Source organism: Paraburkholderia sp. EG287B (genome assembly GCF_040965595.1).
Classification (GTDB): domain Bacteria; phylum Pseudomonadota; class Gammaproteobacteria; order Burkholderiales; family Burkholderiaceae; genus Paraburkholderia.
Genome location: NZ_JBFRCG010000020.1, coordinates 12,891 through 35,534 on the forward strand (window position 1 = coordinate 12,891; position 22,644 = coordinate 35,534).

Consider the following 22,644-nt stretch of genomic DNA (forward strand, 5'->3'; position numbering starts at 1 on the left):
TCATCCACGTACGTCATCGATCGCTCACGCATCGCTCGAGACGAGCGCATCCAGCAATGCCTTCGCTTCGCGCAGGTCGGCGGTGTCGAAACCCTCCGTGAACGTGTCGAGGACTTCGGACAGCACCTGCCTCGCCTCGTCTGCCCGGCCTGCGCGCTGCCAGAGCCGGGCCAGACTCGACGCCGCGCGCAGCGCCAGCGACCTCGCGCCCTGCGCGCGGGCCACGGCAATCGCCTCGAGAAAGCACGCTTGCGCCTCTTCGCTCGACGCACCTTGCAGCATGGTCCCCTCGAGCCGATGCAATTCGGCCTCGTAGAAACGCTCGCCGGTTGCGTCCACGATCGCCATGGCTTGCTTCAGCGTGCGCAGGCCGCCTTCCACGTCGCCGGCTCTGCCCTGGCAGTCGGCCAGCAAGCCCAGAAAGTACGAGCGGTGTTCCTCGCCGCCGGCGGACTGTTCGGCGTGCAAGCCTTCGCGCAACTGGACGATGCCTTCCTGCAGGCTGCCCGGTTCGATGCGCGCCCAGCCCGACAAAATGCTTCCCCACGCGAGCCAGTACGGCAAGCCGTGTTCGTTCGCGACGGCGAGGGCCGCTTCGGCGCGTTCCCGCACCAGCGGCGCCTCGCGCCGAAACTGATGCAACTCGGCCACATAAGCGAGCGTGAATGCGAGCGTCGGCCCGTAGGCGAGCTTGCGCGCGAGCGCAAGCGCCTCCATGCTGCGCGCGTGCGCCTGATCGGGATAGCCCTGCAGCCAACGGATCAAGGCCAGGAAATTCAACGCCCGGCTGCCGGGATCCACGCCATGCGCGAACACATGGGCCTGATGGCGCTCGGGATCGTAGAGGGCGAGCGCCTGTTCCAGGTGCGCAGCGGCCGCGTCCAGTTCGCCCTGCAGGAAGAGGCACGCGCCGAGCGCGCCGTGGGCCTCCAGCAGCCAGTCGAGATCGCCGGCATGCTCCGCCATGCGCAGCATGCGCTCGCCCAGTTCGCGCGCCACCGCGTAATTCGCGCGCGTCATGTTATGGATTCTCAACCCGAGCAGCGCCGCAAAGAGCTGCGGCGTCTCGCCGAGCTGCTCGCCCAGCTGCCGTGCGCGCGTGTAGGTCGCCGCGACCTCGGGCGCGCCATAGCCGCGCACGTTCATCAGAGCCGGCCCCAACGCCAGCAGCAAGGTCAGCTCGTGGGACGCGCGCGCGGGCGTATCGGGCAGTCGCTCGAGCAAACCGAGGGCGGCGCCGAGGTGATGCATCGCGTCGGGGTCGGCCGCATGCCTGAGCGCCTGCTGCCCCGCGCGATGCAGATATTCCACCGCCTTCGGAATGTTGCCGCTCAGGCTGTAGTGATGCGCCAGTTCGCTGCAGTAGTCCGCGATACGCGTGGGAAACAGCGCCTCGATCGCCTTCGCGGTGCGCTCGTGCAACGCGCTGCGACGTTCCGTGAGCAGCGAATGACCCGCCACCTCCTGCGTCAGCGCGTGCTTGAACGAGTACTCGACCTCCGGGTAAGCCGGCCGCTCGTAAATGAACTCCGAGGCTTCGAGGTGCGCGAGCAGCCCGCGCAGATCGTCGTCGGTGCGCGCGAGCTGTCCGCCGCAAATACGCTGCATCAGGCTGAACGGAAAGTCCTTGCCGATCACGGCGAGCGTTTGCAGCAGCTCCTTCTGCGCGAGCGGAAGCCGGTCGATACGCGCGGCGAGCACGCCCTGCACCGTGGTCGGAATGTGCAGCGCGGCCGGTGTCCGCTCGATCCGGTAGCGCCCCGGCTCGCCGAGCAGCGAGCGCTCCTCCGCGAGCGTCTGCACCACTTCCTCCATGAAGAACGGATTGCCCTCGGTCTTTTCGAGGATGCGCTGCTTGAGGGGCAGGAGCGAGGCATCGTCGCCGAGCAGGACCGTCAGGAGTCCCTGGGCTTCTCCCGGCCCGAGCGCTTCGAGCCGCAGCTCGCTGCAATCCCATGCCGGCCGGTACTCCGGCCGGAAGTTCACGAGCAGCAGGATGCGGGTGGCCGGCACGCGCTCGACGAGATAGACGAGGAACGCCTCGGTCTCACGGTCCAGCCATTGCAGGTCTTCGAACAGCAACTCGACGGGCTGGCTCTGGCTCTCGCGCGTGAGAAGCTGCGTGATGGCGTCGAAGGTCCGGTCGCGGCGAATCTTCGGGTCCATGTCCGCCAGCGCCGGAGCCGATTCCCCCGTGCCGAGCAGATACAGCAGGTAAGGCACGAGGTCCTCGAAACTGCGCTCGAGCGTCAACACCTTGCCGACGACTTTCTCGCGGCAACGCCGCTCATCGTCGCGCGCGGTGATCTGAAAATAGCTCTTCAGAAGCTCGATCAGCGGCAGATTGGCGAACGCCTTGCCGTGCGAGACCGAAAACGTTTCCAGCACCAGACACCCGCGCCGGGAACGCTCCTTGAATTCATGAAAGAGCCGCGACTTCCCGACACCGGCTTCGCCGACCACGCCGACGACCTGTCCCCGCCCCGCCCGCACCGTTTCCAGCGCCTGATTCAGGTGCGCCATTTCCGCCTCGCGTCCGACGAAGCGCGCGAGGCCGCGATGTGCAGCCAGTTGCAGCCGCGTGCGCAGCGCGCCCGGGCCCAGCACCTCGTACACGGGCAGCGGCTCGGGCACGCCCTTGACCTGAGCTGCCCCCAGCGCCTTGAACTCGAAGTAGCCTTCGGCGAGCTTGTGAGTCGATTCGCTCACCAGGATCGACGTGGGCGTGGCGATGCTCTCCATGCGCGACGCAATGTGGATCGTGTGGCCAACCGGGTCGTAATCGGTGTGCAGATCGTCGGTACGGATCGAGCGCACGACGACCTCGCCGGTGTGCACGCCCACGCGGATCTGCAGCGGAATGCCTTTCTCCAGCCGGATGCGGTCGCCATGCCGGCGCATGGCCTGCTGCATCCGCAAGGCCGCGAACAGCGCGCGTTGCGGATGGTCTTCGTGAGCGATCGGCGCGCCAAACAGTGCGAGGATGCCGTCGCCCAGCGATTTGGCGACATAGCCCTCGTAATAGTGGACGGCTTCCATCATCAATGCGACGACGGGTTCGATCAGGTGGTGGGCCTCTTCCGGGTCGAGGCCGTGGATCACGGCCGTCGAGCCGGCCATGTCCGCGAACAGCGCCGTGACGGTCTTGCGCTCGCCCGCGGTCTCGCCTCTCGCCTCCATGGCGACGTGCTCGGCACGGATACGCTCGGCGAGGTGATGGGGGGTGTAATGAATCGGCGCGGGCGGCGCTTCCGCCGTAGATCGCGCCGACTCCGGCGCCGCGCCGAGTGGCGCCCCGCACTCGTTGCAGAATCGGGCGGCGGCGGCGGCCTCGTGCCCGCAACGCGGACACGTGCGCGTGAGCGGGGTCCCGCATGCTTCGCAGAATCTGGCCTGGTTGAGATTCTCGAATCCGCAGTTTGTGCAGCGCATACCACCTCGTCGCGGCCAGGGACCAACATGGGCTCATTATGCGCCGCGTGCCCTGAGGCAACAGCCCGATATTCATCTGGCATCGCGTGGGCAACATCGATGCAAACGTATACTCCCTGCCAGTATTCACCTATACTGCCCCACAGTATCCTCAATCGATGCCGTCATGCCTCATTCCCCCGAAGAAAAGAAGCGCGTGCTGACACGCGTGCGCAAGGTTCGCGGCCAGCTGGACGCGCTCGAGCGCGCGCTGGAGGAAGGCGCGGACTGCGCGCCGGTGCTCCAGCAACTGGCGGCGATTCGCGGCGCGATCAACGGCGTGATGGCCGGTGTGCTCGAAAGCCACCTGCGCGAAGAATTCACCCACCTTGCGGGATCAGCGGAGTCCCCGGGATCGATCGACGATGTCGTGACCCTCGTTCGAACCTATTTACGCTAGCTCACCGCGGGATTTGCCGCGCCGATCTGGCCGAACCCCCTTCTTTACAGGACTACTATGAAATCGCGTGCTGCAGTTGCGTTTGCGCCGGGCAAGCCCCTCGAGATCGTCGAGATCGACGTCGAACCACCCCGCAAGGGCGAGGTGCTGGTCAAGATCACGCATACCGGCGTTTGTCATACCGATGCCTTCACGCTCTCCGGCGACGACCCCGAAGGCCTCTTCCCCGTCGTGCTCGGCCACGAGGGCGCCGGGATCGTCGTGGAAGTGGGCGAAGGCGTGACCAGCGTGAAGCCCGGCGATCACGTGATCCCGCTCTACACCGCCGAATGTGGCGAGTGTCTGTTCTGCAAGAGCGGCAAGACCAATCTGTGCGTGTCCGTGCGCGCGACTCAGGGCAAGGGCGTGATGCCCGACGGCACGAGCCGCTTCAGCTACAACGGTCAGCCCCTCTATCACTACATGGGCTGCTCCACCTTCAGCGAGTACACCGTGGTGGCCGAAGTCTCGCTCGCGAAGATCAACCCGCAAGCCAACCCCGAGCAGGTGTGCCTGCTCGGCTGCGGCGTGACCACGGGTCTGGGCGCGGTGAAGAACACCGCCAAGGTGCAGGAAGGCGATACCGTCGCCGTATTCGGCCTGGGCGGCATCGGCCTCGCCGTGATCCAGGGCGCGAAGCTCGCCAAGGCCGGCCGCATCATCGCCATCGACACCAATCCGGGCAAGTTCGATCTGGCGCGCGCCTTTGGCGCCACCGACTGCGTGAACCCCAAAGACCACGAGAAGCCCATTCAGCAGGTGATCGTCGACATGACGGGCTGGGGCGTGGACCACAGCTTCGAATGTATCGGCAACGTCAACGTGATGCGTGCGGCGCTCGAATGCGCGCACCGCGGCTGGGGCCAGTCGGTCGTCATCGGCGTGGCCGGCGCGGGGCAGGAAATCTCCACGCGCCCGTTCCAGCTCGTGACCGGCCGCCGCTGGCTCGGCACGGCCTTCGGCGGCGTGAAGGGCCGCTCGCAATTGCCGGGCATGGTCGAAGATGCGATGGAGGGCAAGATCCAGCTCGCGCCGTTCGTCACCCACACGATGCCGCTCACGGGCATCAACGATGCCTTCGACCTGATGCACGAGGGCAAATCGATCCGCAGCGTCGTTCACTACTGACACTGAACTGACACAGAACGAAGGAGAGAGACCATGGCCTCAGCCATTCACCCCACGGTTGACCGCGGCATCCAGAAAGGCGCCGAAAACTTCGCGGGCGGCACGCTGCGCTGCCAGTGCGCGCAAGATCCCGTCGAGGTGCGCATCGACTCGCAGGTGCTGTTCAACCACGCCTGCGGATGCACCCAGTGCTGGAAGCCCGCGGGCGCGCTGTTCTCCGTCGTGGGCGTCGTGCCGCGCGACAAGGTGACGGTCGCGGCGCACGGTGAAAAGCTGAAGGTCGTGGACGACAAAGCCACGATCCTGCGTCACGCCTGCACGGCCTGCGGTACGCACCTGTATGGCCGCATCGAGAAGAAGGATCACGCGTTCTACGGTCTCGATTTCATCCACACCGAGTTGTCGAAAGACGCGGGCTGGGACGGCCCCGGCTTCGCGGCCTTCGTTTCCTCGATCATCGAGAGCGGCACGCCGCCTGCGGCCATGGCCGATGTGCGCCAGACGCTGCGCGACAAGGGCCTCGAGCCGTACGACTGCCTGAGCCCCGCGCTCATGGACCTTCTCTCCACCCAGGCCGCCAAGGCCAAAGGCACTTACCGGGAGGCCTGAAACGCTTATGGAGCGCATTGAACGACACGTCAGCCACGGCGGCAGCCAGGAGGTCTGGAAGCACGCCTCTTCCACCGTTGGCGGCGACATGAGGTTTGGCATCTATCTGCCCGAGGCCGCGCTGCGCGGGCAGAAATGCCCCGTGCTGTACTGGCTTTCGGGCCTGACCTGCACCGAGCAGAATTTCATCACCAAGGCGGGCGTGCAACGCTACGCGGCGGAGCACGGGATCATCGTCGTCGCGCCGGACACCAGTCCGCGTGGCAGCGATGTGCCCGATTCGCCCGACTACGATCTCGGCCAGGGCGCGGGCTTCTACGTGAACGCCACGCGGGAACCGTGGGCGAAGCATTTCCGCATGTACGACTACGTGGTCTCCGAGTTGCCCGCCGTCGTCGAGGCCGGGTTTGCCGCGAGCGAAGCGCGCTCGATCAGCGGGCATTCGATGGGCGGGCACGGCGCGCTGGTCGTTGCGCTGCGCAATCCGGGCCGCTATCGCAGCGTCTCCGCGTTCTCGCCGATCGTCGCGCCGAGCCAGGTGCCGTGGGGCGAGAAGGCGCTCACCGCCTACCTCGGCGACGATCGCGAGGCGTGGAAGCAGTATGACGCCGTAGAGCTGGTCGGCAGCGCGAGCGAACGCCTGCTGCTACTCGTCGAACAAGGCGGCGGCGACGAATTCCTCAATACCCAGCTACGGCCGGACTTGCTGCAGGCGGCCTGCGCCAAGGCGGGACAAGCGCTAACGCTCAACGTGCGCGAAGGCTACGACCACAGCTATTACTTCATCGCCAGCTTTATCGGCGAGCATATGGCCTTTCACGCCAAAGCGCTGGCTTGAAACGCGCCGCGCGCCCGTTCGCTGGTTTCGGCGCACGGGCGCGTTTTCTGGTGTCGTTCATGGGCGAGGCGCCGAGGCCGCGTCTACGCATAACCCAAAGTCATGCGACCGGGAAAATAAAGCGCATTGACGCTGTACTCCCCATCCTCCAATACTCAACGGCAACACATAAAAGCCATGCCAGGAGAATGAGGATGACGAGCGCCCCGCTTTTCGATGCGGCACGCAGCACGATCGAGCCGACCAGCAAAGACGCGATTCTGAGCGACGTCCGGGCCTGGCGGCTCGCGCGCGTGCAGGAGCAATTGCGCAAGCACAACGTGCCCGCGATCCTGCTCTACGACCCGGTGAACATTCGCTACGCGACCGACACGTCCAACATGCAGGTATGGGCCGGCCGCAATCCCGCGCGCTACGTCATGGTCTTCGCGGACGGTCGCGTCGTCGCCTGGGAATTTCACAGCAGCGAACACGTCTGGAACGGCCTGGACCTCGATGTCGAATTGCGCGGCGCGCTCGGCTGGACGTTCTTCAACGCGGGCCATGAGGCGGAGCGCCGCGCGCAGGCGTGGGGCGCCGAGATCGTCGACGTATTGGGCCAGCACGCACCCGGTGAAACTGTGCTCGCAGTCGACCGGCTCGATCCTTTCGGCGCAGCCTGCCTGGAAAAGCACGGCATCTCGCTACTCGACGGACAAGCCCTGATGGAGACGGCCCGTTTGATCAAGTCGTCCGGTGAACTCGTGTTGATTGGCGAATCGCTGCGCACCTGCGAAATGGGCATCGAGCGCATGAAACGCGAGCTTCGCCCTGGAATGACCGAGAACGACCTGTGGGCGAATCTCCATTACGAGAATATCCGCCACGGCGGCGAGTGGATCGAGACCCGGCTGCTCGCCTCCGGGGACCGCACGAACCCGTGGATGCACGAATGTTCCTCGCGCGTGCTACAGAAAGGCGACCTCCTCGCCTTCGACACGGATATGGTGGGACCGAACGGCTACTGTTCGGACATCTCCCGCACGTGGCTCGTTGGTGACGGCCGCCCTTCGGACGAGCAGCGCAAGCTCTACGAGTATGCGTATGCACAGGTCCATTTCAATATGGACCTTCTGCGGCCGGGCATGACGTTTCGCGAGTTCTCGGAAAAGGCGTGGAAGATTCCGGAGCCGTTCGTCAAGAACCGTTACTGCTGCCTGGCTCACGGCATCGGCATGGTGGACGAATATCCCTCGATTGCCCACCAGGTCGATTGGGACAGCGCGGGCTACGACGGCCGCTTCGAAGTGGGCATGACGGTGTGCGTCGAAAGCTATATCGGCGCAGAAGGCGGTACGCAGGGCGTCAAGCTCGAGCAGCAAGTCGTGCTCACCGAAAACGGCTGCGCCTCCTTGACCGGTTGCGCCTTCGAGAGCGATTGGCTGTGACCCGCGACGTGCGGCATGCAGTGCCGCACCTCGCGCTCGTTACGGCGTGCCCGCCAGCACGCCGTCCGCGATAACGCGGCTGATCAGAACTTGTGACGGATTGCAGCGCGAATCACGAGCTGATTCGAGTTCGAGGAAACGTCGGCCGCGCCCGGCACATAGGCGACGTCGAGCACCGTCTGGGTCTTGTCGCCGCCAACGTGCTGATACGCGCCCTGCAGATAGAGATCCGTGCGCTTCGACAGATTGTAGTCCGCCATCAAACCGATGGTCTGATAGTTCGGATGCAGCTTGCCGGTGGTCGCATTGAAATCCGCACGCGTATAGGTGTACATCGCACCCACGAAGAAGGCCGGGGTGAACTGATATTTACCGTTCACCTCGAAGTTCTGGAAGCGCAGCGACGACAGAGTCGATCCGGCGGGAGGCGTGATCGCGCCAACATAGCCGTTGCTGACCGGTTGCGTGACGTCGGTGTTCGTGTACGCAAAGCCCAGCGTTGCCGAGCCGATCGTATAGTTGATCCCCGCGCCGAAGATGCGCAGGCGTTGCGCCAGAAAGTTTTCGTCGCCGCCGTTGTTGATCGCGCCAGTGGCCGTCGAAGACGGGTTGTTGGCCTGCAGATACGACGCCGCGATCAAAAGCGAACCGTTCGTGTACTGGGCGCCGACGCTGTACTGCCGGTTGTTGGCGAAATTCGTGTCGTTGCTGAAGCTATACGTGCCGCCGAACTGGAAGCCGGCGAGCGACGGGCTCGTATACTTCGCCGTGTTGTTGACGCGGAACGTGTTGTCCGTATTGTCGTTGTCGTAAGGGTGCGAGAAGAGGTAGCCGGCCCAGCTTCCGTTCGCCGTCGTCTGTGCGAGAAAATCGACCAGCGAGTCGTACTGACGCCCCAGCGTGACCGTACCGTACGTGTCGCTCGCTACGCCCACGTAGGCCTGCCGGCCAAACATCAAGCCGCCCTGCCCGAGCTTTCCGTTATTGACGTTGAAGCCGTTTTCAAGCTGGAACACGGCCTTCAACCCACCGCCGAGATCCTCCGCGCCTTTCAAACCCCAGCGGCTGCCTTGAACATAGCCGCTCTGCAACTCGTACACCTTGCTGCCGCGTACGTTGTTGGTGAAGTCGAAGCCTTCGTCGATCACGCCATAGAGCGTCACCGAGCTTTGAGCCATCGCGGGAGCGGCAAATGCCGCCAATATCGATGCCGCGATTATATTGCGTCCTTTCATCGAAGTTCTCCAAACCTGGTTTTCCATTCGATCACGAATGGTCGTATGTAAATCTTCTGATTGATTAAATGCGTAGTTAACCTAAGTATTTTGGTCGATGAATGTCTCCTTTTCTTGTTATCAATCTATGGCCCGGCGAGGAAGCGGTGCGCGGAGTATTGGAGCAACACTGCAGGCTGTCAACGTGATTATTTTCCTCGTCTGATGACTTTAGATTATGCGACCTTCCAGCACCTCTACCGCAATCGATTCGATTCGCCTCGTAGTTCCCGGGCCGGTGCGTCGACATATTCGACAGGCAACGGCGTATCCGGCTCCGGCGTCCCCAGCAGCGCCTCATGGGCATTCGGCAGGCGCGTCGTGCGATATTCGTTGGGCGACTCGCCAAACTCCTTGCGGAACTCGCGGCCGAGATGCGAGGCATCGGAGAAGCCGCAGGACGAAGCGATATCCGCAACCGTGCGGTCCGAACTCGTCAACAGCCACGACGCCATGCGTATGCGAATCTGCCTCGCGTACGCGCCCGGCGATTTGCCGGTTTCCGTCGTGAACAGGCGCTCGAGTTGTCGAACCGAAACATCGAGCCGATGCGCCAGGTCGGGCAGACTCAGCGGCTGGCCAACGTGTTGCTCCATCAGCAAGATTGCGCGCCTGACCTTGGGATGCGTGGCCGGCTCGAGCCCTGGCGGATGCGGTTGCGGCGCGTTGCCCTTCTGCGCATCGTCCACGAGCAGAATGCGCAGCGCCTTGCGCACGATCGTGGCCTCGACGTGGCGCAGCAGAATCGCGGCGGCAACGTCGATCGACGCACGGCCGCCGGAACACGTAATGCGCCTTCTGTCGATCACGAAGAGCCGGTCGGCAACGAGGTCACGCTCATCGACATGCGGAAATCGCTCGACGAAATCCCAGTAGTGGAACCAGCTCACGCAAATGCGATAGCCGCTCATCACGCCGGCCCTTGCGAGTGCGAAGGCCCCCGTGCAGAGCCCCACGAGCGTGGCCGGCGTTTCGGCCATCGCGCGAATGAAGGAAAGCGTGGCGTCGCTGGCCGGCGGTCCCGAATGCAGCAGTCCGCCGACGATCACGACATAGTCGAACGCCTCGGCCTCATCGAAGGTCGTCCACGGGGTGATCTGGATGCCGCAGCTGGCGCGAACCGGAACGAGATTTTCGCCGACGAGGGTCCACGAGCACCGTACCGGGCGGCTCATGTCGCCTTCGTCGCTCGCGAGCCTGAGCAGGTCGACGAAGCCGGAGAACGCGGTCAACGTGAAGTTGGGCAATAGCACGATCCCGAAACGCAGCCGCCTCGCGGCCGTGCCTTCGCTGTCAATCGCGTGGTGAACCATGAAGACCGCCTCTATCAATGCATTCCAAACAATCGAAACGGTCGAAATCCGTTGCCCGTTGATCAGGCTGTAACCGTTAGCCGGTGACTGCAACGCCGGCGTCGAGCCAGTCGCGCATCATCGCACCGGCCTCTTCGCTGAGCCAGTTCCGAAACTGCAGATACTCGGTGCGAGGCCGCGCATTCCGGTGCGTGATCAGATAGTGGTAGCGGTCTCTAAACACAAGCGCATCCGGAACAGGCCGTATCAGGCGTCCCTGCTCGACCTGAAGATGGAGCAGATGATGCCAGCCCAGCAGCGTCCCTTCTCCGGCTTCCGCCTGCGCGACGAGGAGTCGGTAGTCGTTGCTCTCGAGGTTGCGGTTTTCGGCCAGCATGTCCGTGCCGTCGCCCTGCTGGAACCAGTTGCGCCACACGCGCCAATCCACGTGTTCGCACACCTGCGCACGCCCGAGCAACGAGAGATTCAAGGTGGGTTCGGAAAGCAGGTCGAGCGGTTTGAGTTTCCTGCCGCGAAAATACCGGTCGTAAAACGTCGGGCTGCAAACCGGATAAACGACATCATGAAACAGCGGCTCGACCTCGTATTCCGGCTCGCGCGGCGGATTCTTCGTGATGATGATGTCGGGCTCCATGAGTTCGTCCAGCTCCATGAAGTGCTCCGTGACCATCACATGCAGCCGGATATCCGGAAAGCGCGCGCGAAACGCCGGCAGGCGCTGCGACAACCACAGGGCCGAGAACGTATGCGAGACGCAAATGGTCAATGCGTGCCGATCCGTGCGCCGCACCGCCTCCGCCGCTTCGGCGATATTCATGATCGAGAGATACGACGCGTTATAGAGAATGCGTCCAGCATCGGTCAGCGCGATATGCCGGCCGGTGCGCTCGAACAGCGCGACATCGAGCGAGTCTTCGAGCTCCTTGATTTGTCTGCTGATTGCGGCCTGCGTGACGCAGAGCACCTCAGCCGCCTGGGTGAAGCTCTCGTATCTCGCTGCCGTCACGAAGCAACGGAGTGCACGGAGCGACGGCATCTGCGCGAGGAGTCTGTCTGCGAATAGCTGCTTCTTTAACATGGCTTGCGCTCTTTAAACGGGTGCTCGCATGACGCGATCAGGCGCGCCACGAACCAGAAAGGGATTCGGATGAGAATAGTGTGCGAGTCCGTTTGCCCGGTGGCAAGTAAGGTGTTCCATAATAAGGGTCTTATAGACGATGCAGCATCGCCCTTCTACTGTGTCGCCTGGCTTACGTCCCACCGACGACCCGCTTTAACACCCTGTCGAGTGCCTCCCCATAGTGCGTGTAGGTGCCGCGCTCCGTAAGTTCGGCGTGCAATTGCGCGTTGAGGCCACCCGGCGTCATGCAGTGCTCCGCCAGCGACGAAAAGGATTGCGCCGTGAGCGTCGTGTCGTGCGCCAGACCCACGCAATAGCCGGACAGGAACGCCCTTGCGTCGCCATACGGAACGCCTTGCCGAACGAGCCAGTCCGCCTGACTCTCCAGCACCGCGTAGAAGCACGCCATCGTCGCAGTCACCGCGGAGATGGCGTTGAACTTCTGCTCGTCTTCGACTTCGACGGCCTCACCCATGGCAGAGAACAGCGCTTTCGCGATCGCATCCGGCGGGCAGATCGCCGTGCTGCCTTTGCCTTGTGCAACGGCGGGCAATGGAATGGTCCGCACGACCTTGCTGGCCGGGCGAACGAGGCTCGCCATCCTGTCGACTGACATCGCGGCGACGAAGCTGATCACGTGGTGGCGCGCATCGAACTTCACCTCGCCGAGCACATCGGCTGCGATTTGCGGCACGACGGCGAGACACACGATGTCCGACGCGTCGAGCACGTCCTGATTGTCCGTGCCAATGCGGATCCGGTCGTCGAGTGCCGCCAGTTCGGCAGCCGTTGGTTCGCCGCGCGGAGAAAGCGTGATCCGCTCGAATGACAGGCCCGAGCGCAGCAACCCGGTCACCACGGCCTTTGTGATTGCACCCGTTCCAACGAATCCGATGCGCATTAGCATGCAAGTCCTGTTCAGCAGTGGCGCAAGCCCGCCACGGAATGCGAGCGGGGCCTGACGGCCCGCTCGCGCGCGTTACCGCTGCCAGTTCAGGCGAGCTTCAGCCAGGTCGTCTTCAGCTCGCAATACTGGTCGTGTGCGTAGACCGACTTGTCGCGGCCGCCGAAGCCCGATTGCTTGAAGCCGCCGAACGGCGTCGCAAGGTCGCCCTCGCCGAAGCAGTTTACCGTGACCGTGCCCGCACGGATACGCGCCGCAACCTTATGCGCGCTGTTCACGTTATCGGTCCACAGCGAAGCCGCCAGTCCGTAGCAGGTGTCGTTCGCGATGCGGATGGCATCTTCCACGTCTTCGTATTCGATGAAGCACACGACCGGCCCGAACACCTCTTCGCGCGCGATGGCCATATCCGGCGTGACTTGATCGAAGATCGTGGGCTCGACGAACCATCCACCGGTCTCGGTCAGCGCGGCACGGCCGCCGCAAATCATGCGCGCGCCCTGCTCCTTCGCTTTCTCGATGTGCGCCAGCACCTTCTCGTAGTGCTTTTGCTCGATCAGCGCGCCGAGCTTCGCGTCCGGGTCGAGCGGATCACCCGTCCTCCAGCCCGCGAGAACGGCCTGAACTTTCTCGACCAGTTCCGCCCGCTTGCTCGAAGGAACCAGAATCCGCGAGCCGGCGCTGCAGTTCTCTCCCATGTTCCAGAACGCGGCGGCGACGGCCTGTTCGGCGACCGCATCGAGATTCGCGACATCGGGAAGAATCACCTGCGGATTCTTGCCGCCGCATTCGAGCACCACACGCTTGAGGTTGGTATCCGCGGAATAGTGCAGAAAGCGCTTGCCGGTCGCGGTCGAGCCCGTGAACGCGACGAGATCGACATCGGGATGGCGGCCCAGCGCCTGCCCCGCGCTATCGCCGAAACCCGTGACGACGCTGAACACGCCCGCGGGTACGCCGGCTTCGAGCGCGAGATCCGCGATGCGCAGCGTCGAGAGCGACGTTTGCTCCGCAGGCTTCACGACCACGCTATTGCCAACCGACAAAGCGGGACCGATCTTCCAGGCCAGCATCAGCGCGGGGAAGTTCCAGGGCAGGACCGCGCCCACCACGCCAATCGGCTCACGCGTAATCATGCTGACGACATCCGCGCCCGAAGGCGAGAGCGCGTCGTAACGCTTGTCAGTCACTTCGGCGTGCCAACGAATGCAGGCTGCCGACTCGGGAATATCCAGCGCGAGGCATTCACTGATCGGCTTGCCCGCCTCCAGCGCTTCGAGCAGCGCCAGTTCGTCCGCATGCTCGTCGATCAGTTGCGCGAGGCGAAGCAGGACCGCCTTGCGATGCGCCGGCGCTGCGTTCGACCACACGCCCGATTCGAATGCATGGCGGGCGGCGGCGACCGCGTGATCCACATCCTTTTCATCGCATTTCGCCACTTGCGCCAGCACCTTGCCCGACGCGGGGTTAAGCGTGGCGAACGTTTCTCCCGACACCGCTCCACACCGCTCTCCGGCGATCAATGCCCGGCCGTCGAGCGCCAGTTCCGCGGCTTTCTGCTTCCATTCCTGATGCGTCGTCATCTCATGTCCTTGGTTGATTAAAGCTCGGCGCCCGCCGACATTTCCTTTGCCCAGATCGTCGCCGACACCGCCATGTCCACAATGGGCCGGACCGGCAGCGAGCGCGGATGGGGCTGATTCAGAAGCTGGTGGACAAGCTCGTTGTTCTGGCCAAGCGCGTATTCGGCGATCAGCTTGCCTGACGACGATCCTCTGCTCAGCCCGAGCCCGTTGCATCCCACCGCTTCCAGAATTCCATCGTCGCGGCGGCCGAACAACGCGCCGTTGTTCGCTGAGAGACACAGTGGACCACCCCACGTGTATTCCAGCTCGACGCCCTCGAGCATGGGGAATCGGCGGTCGAACGAGCGCTGATGCAGCGTTTTCGCCTTCGCGAGATCGGCTTCGGACACCTGCAGCCCCGGCCGGAACGCGAAATGGTTGCGCACGCAGATACGGTCCGTAGCAAGACGGCGCACGGTCGTGCCCATGGGGTCCGCCGGGATCAGCGCCCACGACCGCGTTCCGCCCAGCTTCTCGACCTCGCCGGCATGCATGACGCGAGTCATCGATGCAAAGGTGTAGACAGGCAGCAAGCCATTGGGATGGATGCCGAACGTCGCCGCATAAGCGTTCGTGCAGAGAATCACCTGTTTGGCGACGATCTTTCCTCTGGCGAAATGCAGGACCTTTTCGTTGCCGCGGTGCTCGATTTCGGTGACTGCACTCAGCTCGTAGACCGTGACGTTCTCCGGCTGCGTGGCCGCGAGTCCGCGCATGAGCCCAGCCGGCTGCACCGTGCTGCAGCCCGGCGTAAAGAGCGCCCCTTGATAAAAGTCCGTGCCCGTTACCTTGCGGATGGCCACCTGATCGAGCCATTCGAAAGCTTCGTCGATGCGCGTCAGGCCCTGCGCAAAATGCGAGAGCGCGTCGAGCCCCTTCTTGTTGACCGAGGCGTGAAATTTCCCGTCGTCGCGCCAATCGCAATCGATCTTGTGTTGCCGTACGATCGAGCGCACATAGTCGATGCCGTGCCGCTGGAACCGCACGTCGGCCTTGTCCTCCGCCACGCTGCGCGAATAGCTTTCACTGCTGATGTCGTGCGGCAAATCGACGAAGAATCCGGAATTGCGTCCGGCCGTCGTGCGCCCGATGCGATCGGCCTCGACGAGCGCGATCGACGCATCGGGCGCCAGTTCGGCAAGCCGGCGAGCCGCGCACAGCCCGGTGATGCCGCCGCCCACGACGACCCAGTCGTATCGATGCTCCGACGTCACGCTTCTGGCAGGCCCCGCCGGCGGGAGACTCTCCCACCAGCCGTTGACGCCGTCCGGCGCAGGAAACCGCGCGAATTCCAGGTTCGAGACCATTTTCAGTGATTACTGGGTGTTGCGAATAAGCGGTTTCACAAGCTGCGCAAACGCGCTGCGCTCCTCCTGTGTGAGCGCGCCGAGCGGTGCACGCGCCCCCCCAACCGGCAGCCCCGCCAGTTCGCAGCCGTAGCGCACGTACTGGATGAATTTTCCGCTGCGCTCGAGCAGTTCGAGCACCGGCAGCAATTGCGCCATCAGCTTGCGGCCCAACACGAAATCGTTCTGCTTGACGCACGCGTCGAACAGCGCCGTGTGCGCTTCCGGCAGGAAGTTGGAGGCGCCGCCTACCCAGCTCTTCGCGCCCCACGCGAAGAATTCGAGCGCCTGGTCGTCCATGCCGCAGCTGACCACCAGCCGGTCCTTGAAGTGCGTGACGAGATGGTGCAGATGCGAAATATCGCCGGTGCTCTCCTTCATGGCGATGAAGTTCGGACGCTCGAGCAGCGTTGCCAGCACGCCATCGCTGATTTCCGTTCCCGTGCGGGCCGGAAAGTTGTACAGCATGATCGGCATGTCGAGCGCGTCGTCCACCTTCAGCATGTGGCTGAGCAGTTCTTCCTGCGTGGGCTGCGCGTAGTACGGCGCGGCAACCAGCAGCGCCGGTAGCCCTGCACGCTTCGCCTCGAGGCCCAGGCGTATCACTTCCTTCGTCGTGGTCGCGTTGATGCCCGCGGTCAGATACGTCTTTCCACCCGCCGCCTCGGCAACGGTGTTGAAAGTCTTGACGCGTTCCTCGAAGCTCAACGCGTAATATTCGCCCGTGGTGCCGCCGATCCCGAGTCCCGATACGCGGCCCGCGAGATTCGCTGCGTGCTTGCCGAGCAAGGCATGGTCGATTTCACCGTCTTCCTTGAACGGAGTGACCAGCGGAGTATGTACGCCCTCGAAGCTCATTTCGATTCCTCTCTTCAGTAATCTTCAAACAGATAAACGGGTCTTCACTGCATTCGCACTGAGCGGCTGGCCTATGCCAGGGCGTCGGCGTGCGAATAAATCGGAAACTGGTTGCACAGATCCCGCACGCGGCTACGCACGGCGCGCTCGACGTGGTCGTCGCCGCCCGGCTCGCGCTCGAGGCCCGCCAGCACTTCGAGAATCATTTCGCCGATCTGCTCGAATTGAGCGGTGCCGAATCCGCGCGTCGTACCGGCCGGCGTGCCGAGCCGGATGCCGGAAGTCACGGTCGGGTTTTCCGTGTCGAACGGAATGCCGTTCTTGTTGCAGGTGATGCCCGCGCGCTCGAGGGCCTTCTCGGCCTGCGTGCCAGTAATGTGTTTGGCACGCAGATCGACGAGCAGCAGATGGTTGTCGGTGCCGCCCGTAACGAGCGAGAGCCCGCCCGATTGCAGCACGTTGCCGAGCGCGTCGGCATTACGCAGCACGCGGTCGATATAGCCCGCGAACTCAGGACGCAGTGCTTCGCCGAACGCCACCGCCTTGCCCGCGATGACATGCATGAGCGGACCGCCCTGCAAGCCGGGGAACACGGCGGAATTGATCTTCCTGGCGAGGTCGCCGTTGTTGGTCAGGATGAAGCCGCCACGCGGGCCGCGCAGCGTCTTGTGCGTGGTCGACGTCACCACGTCCGCGTACTTGATCGGGTTTTCATGGCGGCCGGCCGCGACGATGCCGGCGATATGCGCCATGTCGACCATCAGCAGCGCGCCAACGCTATCCGCGATTTCACGGAACGCCGCAAAGTCGAGCGCGCGCGGATACGCCGAGTAGCCCGCAATGATGAGCTTCGGCCGGTGCTCCTGCGCGAGCCGCCGCACGGCGTCGTAGTCGATGCGATACGTTTGCGGGCTCACACCATACTGCACGGCGTTGAACCACTTGCCGGAGAGCGCCGGCCGCGCGCCATGCGTGAGGTGGCCGCCCGCGTCCAGCGACATCCCCATCACCGTGTCGCCCGGCTTGACCAGCGCGAGCATCACTGCGCCGTTCGCCTGCGCGCCGGAATGCGGCTGCACGTTGGCGTACTCGACGTCGAACAGCGCCTTCACGCGGTCGATCGCGAGCGCCTCGATGCGGTCGACGTGCTCGCAGCCGCCGTAATAGCGCTTCGACGGATAACCCTCGGCATACTTGTTGGTCAGCACCGTCCCTTGCGCTTCCATCACCGCCGCCGAAACAATGTTCTCGGAAGCGATCAATTCGATCTGCGTTTGTTGCCGGCGCAATTCGAGCGCGATCTCCGATGCAATGACCGGGTCACGGCTCTGGAGCGTTTCAGAAAAGAAGCACGAGTATTCGCTCACAGGTCACTCCAGGAAGTAATCGTGTCAAGCAGGCCCTGATGGAACATGAAAATGGTTGGGGGCAGCGGGCCTTTCCTGCCCCCGTGAATACGAACCTTCTGGTTACTGCTGCAGCCAGGCCTTCAGCTTGTCCGGGTGCGCGTCGACGAACTTCTTCGCGGCGGTCGCATAGTCGTTCGTGCTGTTGCCTTCGAGTTCGATGGCTTCGACATCAGCCAGCGTCAGCTTGAAATGCTTGAAGAACACATCGGCGCGGGGAAACTTGGTGGCGAACTGTTTGGACGCGAACGCGTGCACTTGCTCTTCGCCGCCCAGCGTGCCCTTGGGGTCCTTCAGGTAGCGCATCTGCCACTTCTGCCAGAGCCAGTGCGGGCTCCAGACCGTGGCGACGACCCACTGCTTCGTTTGATACGCGCGCGACACGGCAGCGAGCATCCCGGCTTCGCTCGACGACTGCAGGTTGTAGCCATTCAGGTCGTAGGCCTGAACCGACTTTTGGGAGGCCTGCATCAGGCCCGAGCCCGGACCAATGCCCTGGATCGTGCCGTCGAGCTTGCTTTTGACGTCCGGCTTGTTGAGGTCCGAAATCGACGACACTTCCGACTCCGGCACGTAGGCGGGCACGGCCCAGCCGTTGCGGCCACCCGTGTAAATGACGCCGACATCATCCAGATCGTTCTTGTACTTCGCGTAGTACACAGCGTGCGTCACCGGCAGCCAGCCGCCCACCATGATGTCGAGGTCGCCGCGCGCCACGCCCTGGAACTGAATGCCGATGTCCGCATTGACGAACTTGACCGGCTGATTCAGCTTCGTTTCGAGCACGTATTTGGCGACGTTGGCCGTGGCGAGTACGTCGGCCCAGTCGGTGATCGCCAGCTTGATCGGCTCCGCCGCTACCGCAGACCCGACGCCGACACTCATGGCGACGACCGTCGATAGCGCCAGCTTCGTCACGAGTGATTTGAAAGTATCGCTAATCATGTTAGTACTCCGGATTTATATTGAAACTACCCATTCGCAGCGGATGACCTGCCTGCGATTTCAGGCAGGCATCCGGCTAGTCAGCTATGCGCCGCTTCGGTGGTGCCAGCTTTGCCCACCTTCGTGACGGGCCTCCTCTTCTTCGATTTCACGCCGAACGTCTCCGTCAGGCGGTCCAGCACGATGGCCAGCAGCACGACGCCGAGGCCACCTTCGAAGCCGATGCCGATGTCGAGCCGCTGGATGCCGCTCAACACATATTCGCCGAGGCCGCCTGCGCCGATCATCGAAGCAATCACGACCATCGAAAGCGACATCATGATGGTCTGGTTCACGCCGGCCATGATGGACGGCAAGGCATTCGGCAGCTGGATCTTCCAGAGCAGCTGCGCGTCGGTGCTGCCGAACGAGCGGCCCGCTTCCAGCAATTCCTCGCGAACCTGGCGGATGCCGAGCGTCGTAAGCCGCACCACGGGCGGCATGGCGAACACGACGGTGGCGATCACGGCAGGCACGCGGCCGAGGCCGAACAGGATCACGGCGGGAATCAGATAGACGAACGCCGGCATGGTCTGCATGAAATCGAGCAGCGAACGCAGAATCAGTTCGACCCGCTTGTTGCGCGCGCCCCAGATGCCGAGCGGCACGCCGACGATGAGGCTGAACACCGTCGCGGCGACGACAAGGGCCAGCGTCGCGACCGTTTGCGGCCACAGCCCCATGTAGTGAATCAGCAGCAGCGCGATGCCGACGAACACCGCGAAGGCGATGCCGCGGCGCCACAATGCAAACGCCACGAGAAAGACGAGCATCGCGACGAAGGGAATCGCCCCAAGGCCGTCTTCGAGCAGCTTGACGACTGCACCGAGCGCCGCGGAAAACGCATTGAATCCGCCCTGGAAGTGATTGAAAAGAAAATTGACGGCGTTCTCTGCGAACTTGCCGATGACTGACGAATTCATGCTGCCCTCCGCTCCATAACCTGTTTGAGTATCGTCCGGCACGACACGACGCCCGCGAGCTTGCCTGCCGCGTCCGTCACCGGCACGTCGTGTTGCTGGCTCAGGGCGATCGCGGAGAGTTCGTGCAGGTCGGTGTCCAGCGAGACCGTGCTCAAGTCCTTGAGCAACGCTTCGCGCAGCGGTTGGGCACCCGCCTTGTGCAGCGAAGCGGGCGTGACGCAACCCTGGTAGCGGCCGGCTGGATCGCACACGTAACCGCATTCGGCGCCGCTATCGATCAGTTGATTGAGGTAACGCTCAGCGGGCGCGCCGACGTCGCCGGAAATCAGTCCGCGCTCCACGCGGGTCAGGAGGCTCTCGGCCTTGAGGAAACGCGAGACGTCGACATGACGGAAAAAATCCCGCACGTAGTCGTCCGCCGGAGACTGGATCAGTTCGGCCGGCGTGCCGACCTGAATCAGGCAGCCGTCCTTCATGATGCCGATCCGGCCGCCAATTTTGATGGCCTCTTCGATATCGTGCGAGATGAAAACAATGGTCCGCTGCTCCTCCTTCTGGAGCCGCAGCAGCTCGCTCTGCATTTCGAAGCGGATCAGCGGATCGAGCGCGGAGAAGGCTTCATCCATCAGCAGCACGGCAGGATTGACCGCCAGGGCGCGCGCAAGACCGACCCGCTGCTGCATGCCGCCCGAGAGCTCGCTGGGCAGCAGCTTTTCGTATGAGCCGAGTCCCACGCGCTGCAGCGCCGCACGGGCGATTTCATAGCGCTCGGACTTCTTCATGCCCGCCACTTCCAGGCCATACGAGATGTTGTCGAGCACCGAGCGGTTCGGCAGCAGCGCGAACGACTGGAACACCATCGCCATCTTCTTGCGGCGCACTTCGCGCAGTTCGGGCGTGGACATCGGCGCAATGTCACGGCCTTCGAGAACGACCTGGCCGGAGGTCGGCTCGATCAGGCGATTGAGCAGCCGCACGAGCGTCGACTTGCCGGAGCCCGAGAGTCCCATGATGACGAAGATCTCGCCGGCCTTCACGTTGAGGCTGACGTCGTTGACCGCCACCATGTTGCCGGTGCGCTTGAAGACCTCATCGCGTCCCAGGCCCTGCTTGACCAGTTGCGCGGCAACCTCGGGCTTCGGGCCGAAGATCTTCGACAGGTTCTTGACCGTCAGGATGTCGGTTCCTGATATGGCAATGGGCCGGGCCACCGAAGGCGTACCCGCTGTGTTGATTGCGCCTGGCGGCAACGTGTCGCCCGGTGCGAACGTCAGATGAGGGGCCATTTGTCATCCCAACTGGCTGGTTCAAAAAATTGGCGCTGGTGAACTCCGGTACGACCTGAAGTGCTAGCGTGGCGATTCAGCTGGCATCCCGGCTTCGAATCCAATACGTCGGCGGTTTCGGTTCTGGCGCGGCCGTTGATGCAGTGATTGCAGCGTAGCAATCCAATTTGTCCCCTCCAGCTACATTTTTTCGGCCCTTTCCCATACCTTTGGTAATGCGTGCGAGGCGCCAGGTGAGCAATGAAACGTTTAGCGAAAAGGCGAACGGCGCGCAGATCCTATATAGGTGGGGGCTTTGCGGGCAATTGAGTGGTGGGAATGGCCGCGTTTGGCCAATCTTCGGGAAGCGGCGCGCGCCGCATAGGACAAGGGAAAGTCCTGGGGAGCATTCAGTCAGGGAAAATACCAGGAAAATGCGAGAAAAATGCGAGTAAATGGGAGAAACGACGGGGAATTGGGCGAAAGTCCAGACGACAAAAAAAAATTGCCCCGGCGCGCCCCGCAACGCATTGCGGGCCACGACGGGGCATCGGTGCATTTCAATTCAGGCTGAACGGCTTGCCGAAGCCATTCAGACCATAGTCGCCCTGCTACAAATCGAGTACCAGGTTCGAAGTCGGGCGGCTGCAGCACATTAACCGCATCCCCTTCTCGATTTCGCGCGGACGGATGCCGCCGTTGTGCTTCATGTCCACGGAGCCTTCGAGCACCTTCGTCTTGCAGGTCCCGCATATGCCCTGGCTGCATGACGACGGCAAGGGCACATCGGCCTTGCGCGCGGCGGCGAGCACGGTCTGCGAGGCGTCCATCGTGAACGAGCGGCCCGAGCGCGCCAGTTGCACCGTAAAGCCGGCCTGCGCGGCCGGCTCGGCGCTGGCCTCGGCGACCGGCGCCTCAGCGCACTCCACGGTCTCCGCGAAGTTGAAGCTTTCCTGATGATAGCGGGCGGGGTCATGGCCGCCATCCGCCAGCATCTTTCTGGAAGCGTCCATATAACCACCGGGTCCACAGATGAACACCTCGCGCTCGCGGTAGTCCGGCACATGCTCCATCAACAGATCCAGGCTGAGTCGCCCCACGGGCCCCGACCAGTCCGGTTCGCTCCCGAGCGCCTCGCAGACGTGAACCACGCGCAGTTTGTCCGAGAGCGCGCACAAGTTCGAAAGCTCGTTGCGAAAGATGATGTCTTCCGGCGTCCTTGCGCTATGAATGAACACGATATCGCGGTTCAGCCCGAGGTCGAGCGCCGCGCGCGTCATCGACATCAACGGCGTCACACCCGATCCCGCCGAAAGATAGAGACTCTTGGCAGCCGGTCCCGAAGAAGGCGTGAACACCCCCGACGGCCCGAAGGCCTGCAACTCGACGCCCTCTTTCGTGTTCTCGTGCAGCCAGTTCGACATGACACCGCCCGGCGTGCGCTTGACCGTAATGGAAAGCGTATAGGGGCGCGTGGGCGGCGAGGAGATCGTGTAGCAGCGGCTGACCTCCTTGCCGTCGATTTCGGCGGACACGGTAATGAACTGCCCCGGCTCGAAGCTAAAGTGGCCCTCCCGCGTGCTGAACACGAAGGTCCGCACGTCGTGCGTCTCGGCGCACACGCGCATGCACGTCAGCGTGCGCTGTTCGTGGCTTGGCCACTGCGCGTCTGCGCGCTCCCACGTGCTCGCACTGCAAAAACGATCAAGCATTT

General features: G+C 63.4%; 18 protein-coding genes. 5 read left to right on the plus strand and 13 right to left on the minus strand.

Annotated features, from left to right (window positions below):
• Positions 1 to 24: 24 nt before the first annotated feature.
• Positions 25 to 3,432: an adenylate/guanylate cyclase domain-containing protein gene (locus AB4Y40_RS32180; protein ID WP_368691312.1), complete on the minus strand. Its 3,408-nt coding sequence runs from the start codon at positions 3,430 to 3,432 to the stop codon at positions 25 to 27.
• 166 nt (positions 3,433 to 3,598) lie between these two features.
• On the opposite strand from AB4Y40_RS32180, the gene frmR reads away from it, so the two are divergent.
• From frmR to AB4Y40_RS32205, 5 genes are all read left to right on the plus strand, one after another.
• Entirely contained in the window at positions 3,599 to 3,871 is a 273-nt protein-coding gene (gene frmR / locus AB4Y40_RS32185) for a formaldehyde-responsive transcriptional repressor FrmR (protein ID WP_028203886.1), read from the plus strand.
• A gap of 57 nt (positions 3,872 to 3,928) precedes the next feature.
• Positions 3,929 to 5,038, plus strand: coding sequence for an S-(hydroxymethyl)glutathione dehydrogenase/class III alcohol dehydrogenase (locus AB4Y40_RS32190; RefSeq protein ID WP_368691313.1), 1,110 nt, complete (start codon positions 3,929 to 3,931; stop codon positions 5,036 to 5,038).
• Between the two features lie 33 nt (positions 5,039 to 5,071).
• Positions 5,072 to 5,647 carry an S-(hydroxymethyl)glutathione synthase gene (gfa, locus tag AB4Y40_RS32195; RefSeq protein ID WP_368691314.1) on the plus strand — a complete coding sequence of 192 codons (576 nt, stop codon included), beginning with the start codon at positions 5,072 to 5,074 and terminating at the stop codon, positions 5,645 to 5,647.
• 7 nt (positions 5,648 to 5,654) lie between these two features.
• Positions 5,655 to 6,485: an S-formylglutathione hydrolase gene (gene fghA, locus AB4Y40_RS32200; RefSeq protein WP_368691315.1), complete on the plus strand. Its 831-nt coding sequence runs from the start codon at positions 5,655 to 5,657 to the stop codon at positions 6,483 to 6,485.
• Positions 6,486 to 6,679: 194 nt separating this feature from the next.
• Complete coding sequence (locus tag AB4Y40_RS32205) at positions 6,680 to 7,912, plus strand: M24 family metallopeptidase (RefSeq protein WP_368691316.1); 1,233 nt, start codon at positions 6,680 to 6,682, stop codon at positions 7,910 to 7,912.
• An 83-nt stretch (positions 7,913 to 7,995) separates the two neighbouring features.
• Here AB4Y40_RS32205 and AB4Y40_RS32210 read toward each other — a convergent pair whose 3' ends face one another.
• From AB4Y40_RS32210 to AB4Y40_RS32265, 12 genes are all read right to left on the minus strand, one after another.
• Positions 7,996 to 9,147: a porin gene (locus AB4Y40_RS32210; protein WP_368691317.1), complete on the minus strand. Its 1,152-nt coding sequence runs from the start codon at positions 9,145 to 9,147 to the stop codon at positions 7,996 to 7,998.
• Between the two features lie 236 nt (positions 9,148 to 9,383).
• Positions 9,384 to 10,499: a GlxA family transcriptional regulator gene (locus AB4Y40_RS32215; protein WP_368691318.1), complete on the minus strand. Its 1,116-nt coding sequence runs from the start codon at positions 10,497 to 10,499 to the stop codon at positions 9,384 to 9,386.
• A 76-nt stretch (positions 10,500 to 10,575) separates the two neighbouring features.
• Positions 10,576 to 11,577, minus strand: a complete 1,002-nt coding sequence (locus AB4Y40_RS32220) for a LysR substrate-binding domain-containing protein (protein WP_368691319.1) — start codon at positions 11,575 to 11,577, stop codon at positions 10,576 to 10,578.
• A 172-nt stretch (positions 11,578 to 11,749) separates the two neighbouring features.
• Positions 11,750 to 12,520: a pyrroline-5-carboxylate reductase gene (locus tag AB4Y40_RS32225; RefSeq protein ID WP_368691418.1), complete on the minus strand. Its 771-nt coding sequence runs from the start codon at positions 12,518 to 12,520 to the stop codon at positions 11,750 to 11,752.
• A gap of 92 nt (positions 12,521 to 12,612) precedes the next feature.
• Positions 12,613 to 14,106, minus strand: coding sequence for an aldehyde dehydrogenase (locus AB4Y40_RS32230; RefSeq protein ID WP_368691320.1), 1,494 nt, complete (start codon positions 14,104 to 14,106; stop codon positions 12,613 to 12,615).
• Between the two features lie 17 nt (positions 14,107 to 14,123).
• A complete protein-coding gene (locus tag AB4Y40_RS32235) occupies positions 14,124 to 15,455 on the minus strand; it encodes an NAD(P)/FAD-dependent oxidoreductase (RefSeq protein ID WP_368691321.1) in 1,332 nt (443 codons plus the stop codon).
• A 9-nt stretch (positions 15,456 to 15,464) separates the two neighbouring features.
• Positions 15,465 to 16,352 carry a dihydrodipicolinate synthase family protein gene (locus AB4Y40_RS32240; RefSeq protein ID WP_368691322.1) on the minus strand — a complete coding sequence of 296 codons (888 nt, stop codon included), beginning with the start codon at positions 16,350 to 16,352 and terminating at the stop codon, positions 15,465 to 15,467.
• A 71-nt stretch (positions 16,353 to 16,423) separates the two neighbouring features.
• A complete protein-coding gene (glyA, locus tag AB4Y40_RS32245; RefSeq protein WP_368691323.1) occupies positions 16,424 to 17,719 on the minus strand; it encodes a serine hydroxymethyltransferase in 1,296 nt (431 codons plus the stop codon).
• A gap of 102 nt (positions 17,720 to 17,821) precedes the next feature.
• Positions 17,822 to 18,703 carry a glycine betaine ABC transporter substrate-binding protein gene (locus AB4Y40_RS32250; RefSeq protein WP_321924185.1) on the minus strand — a complete coding sequence of 294 codons (882 nt, stop codon included), beginning with the start codon at positions 18,701 to 18,703 and terminating at the stop codon, positions 17,822 to 17,824.
• 80 nt (positions 18,704 to 18,783) lie between these two features.
• Positions 18,784 to 19,665, minus strand: coding sequence for a proline/glycine betaine ABC transporter permease (locus tag AB4Y40_RS32255; RefSeq protein WP_028203873.1), 882 nt, complete (start codon positions 19,663 to 19,665; stop codon positions 18,784 to 18,786).
• Positions 19,662 to 20,951, minus strand: coding sequence for a glycine betaine/L-proline ABC transporter ATP-binding protein (locus AB4Y40_RS32260; RefSeq protein WP_368691324.1), 1,290 nt, complete (start codon positions 20,949 to 20,951; stop codon positions 19,662 to 19,664). Before AB4Y40_RS32260 ends, AB4Y40_RS32255 begins: the two co-directional genes overlap by 4 nt.
• Positions 20,952 to 21,541: 590 nt before the next feature.
• Entirely contained in the window at positions 21,542 to 22,642 is a 1,101-nt protein-coding gene (locus tag AB4Y40_RS32265; protein ID WP_368691325.1) for a 2Fe-2S iron-sulfur cluster-binding protein, read from the minus strand.
• Positions 22,643 to 22,644 lie beyond the last annotated feature (2 nt).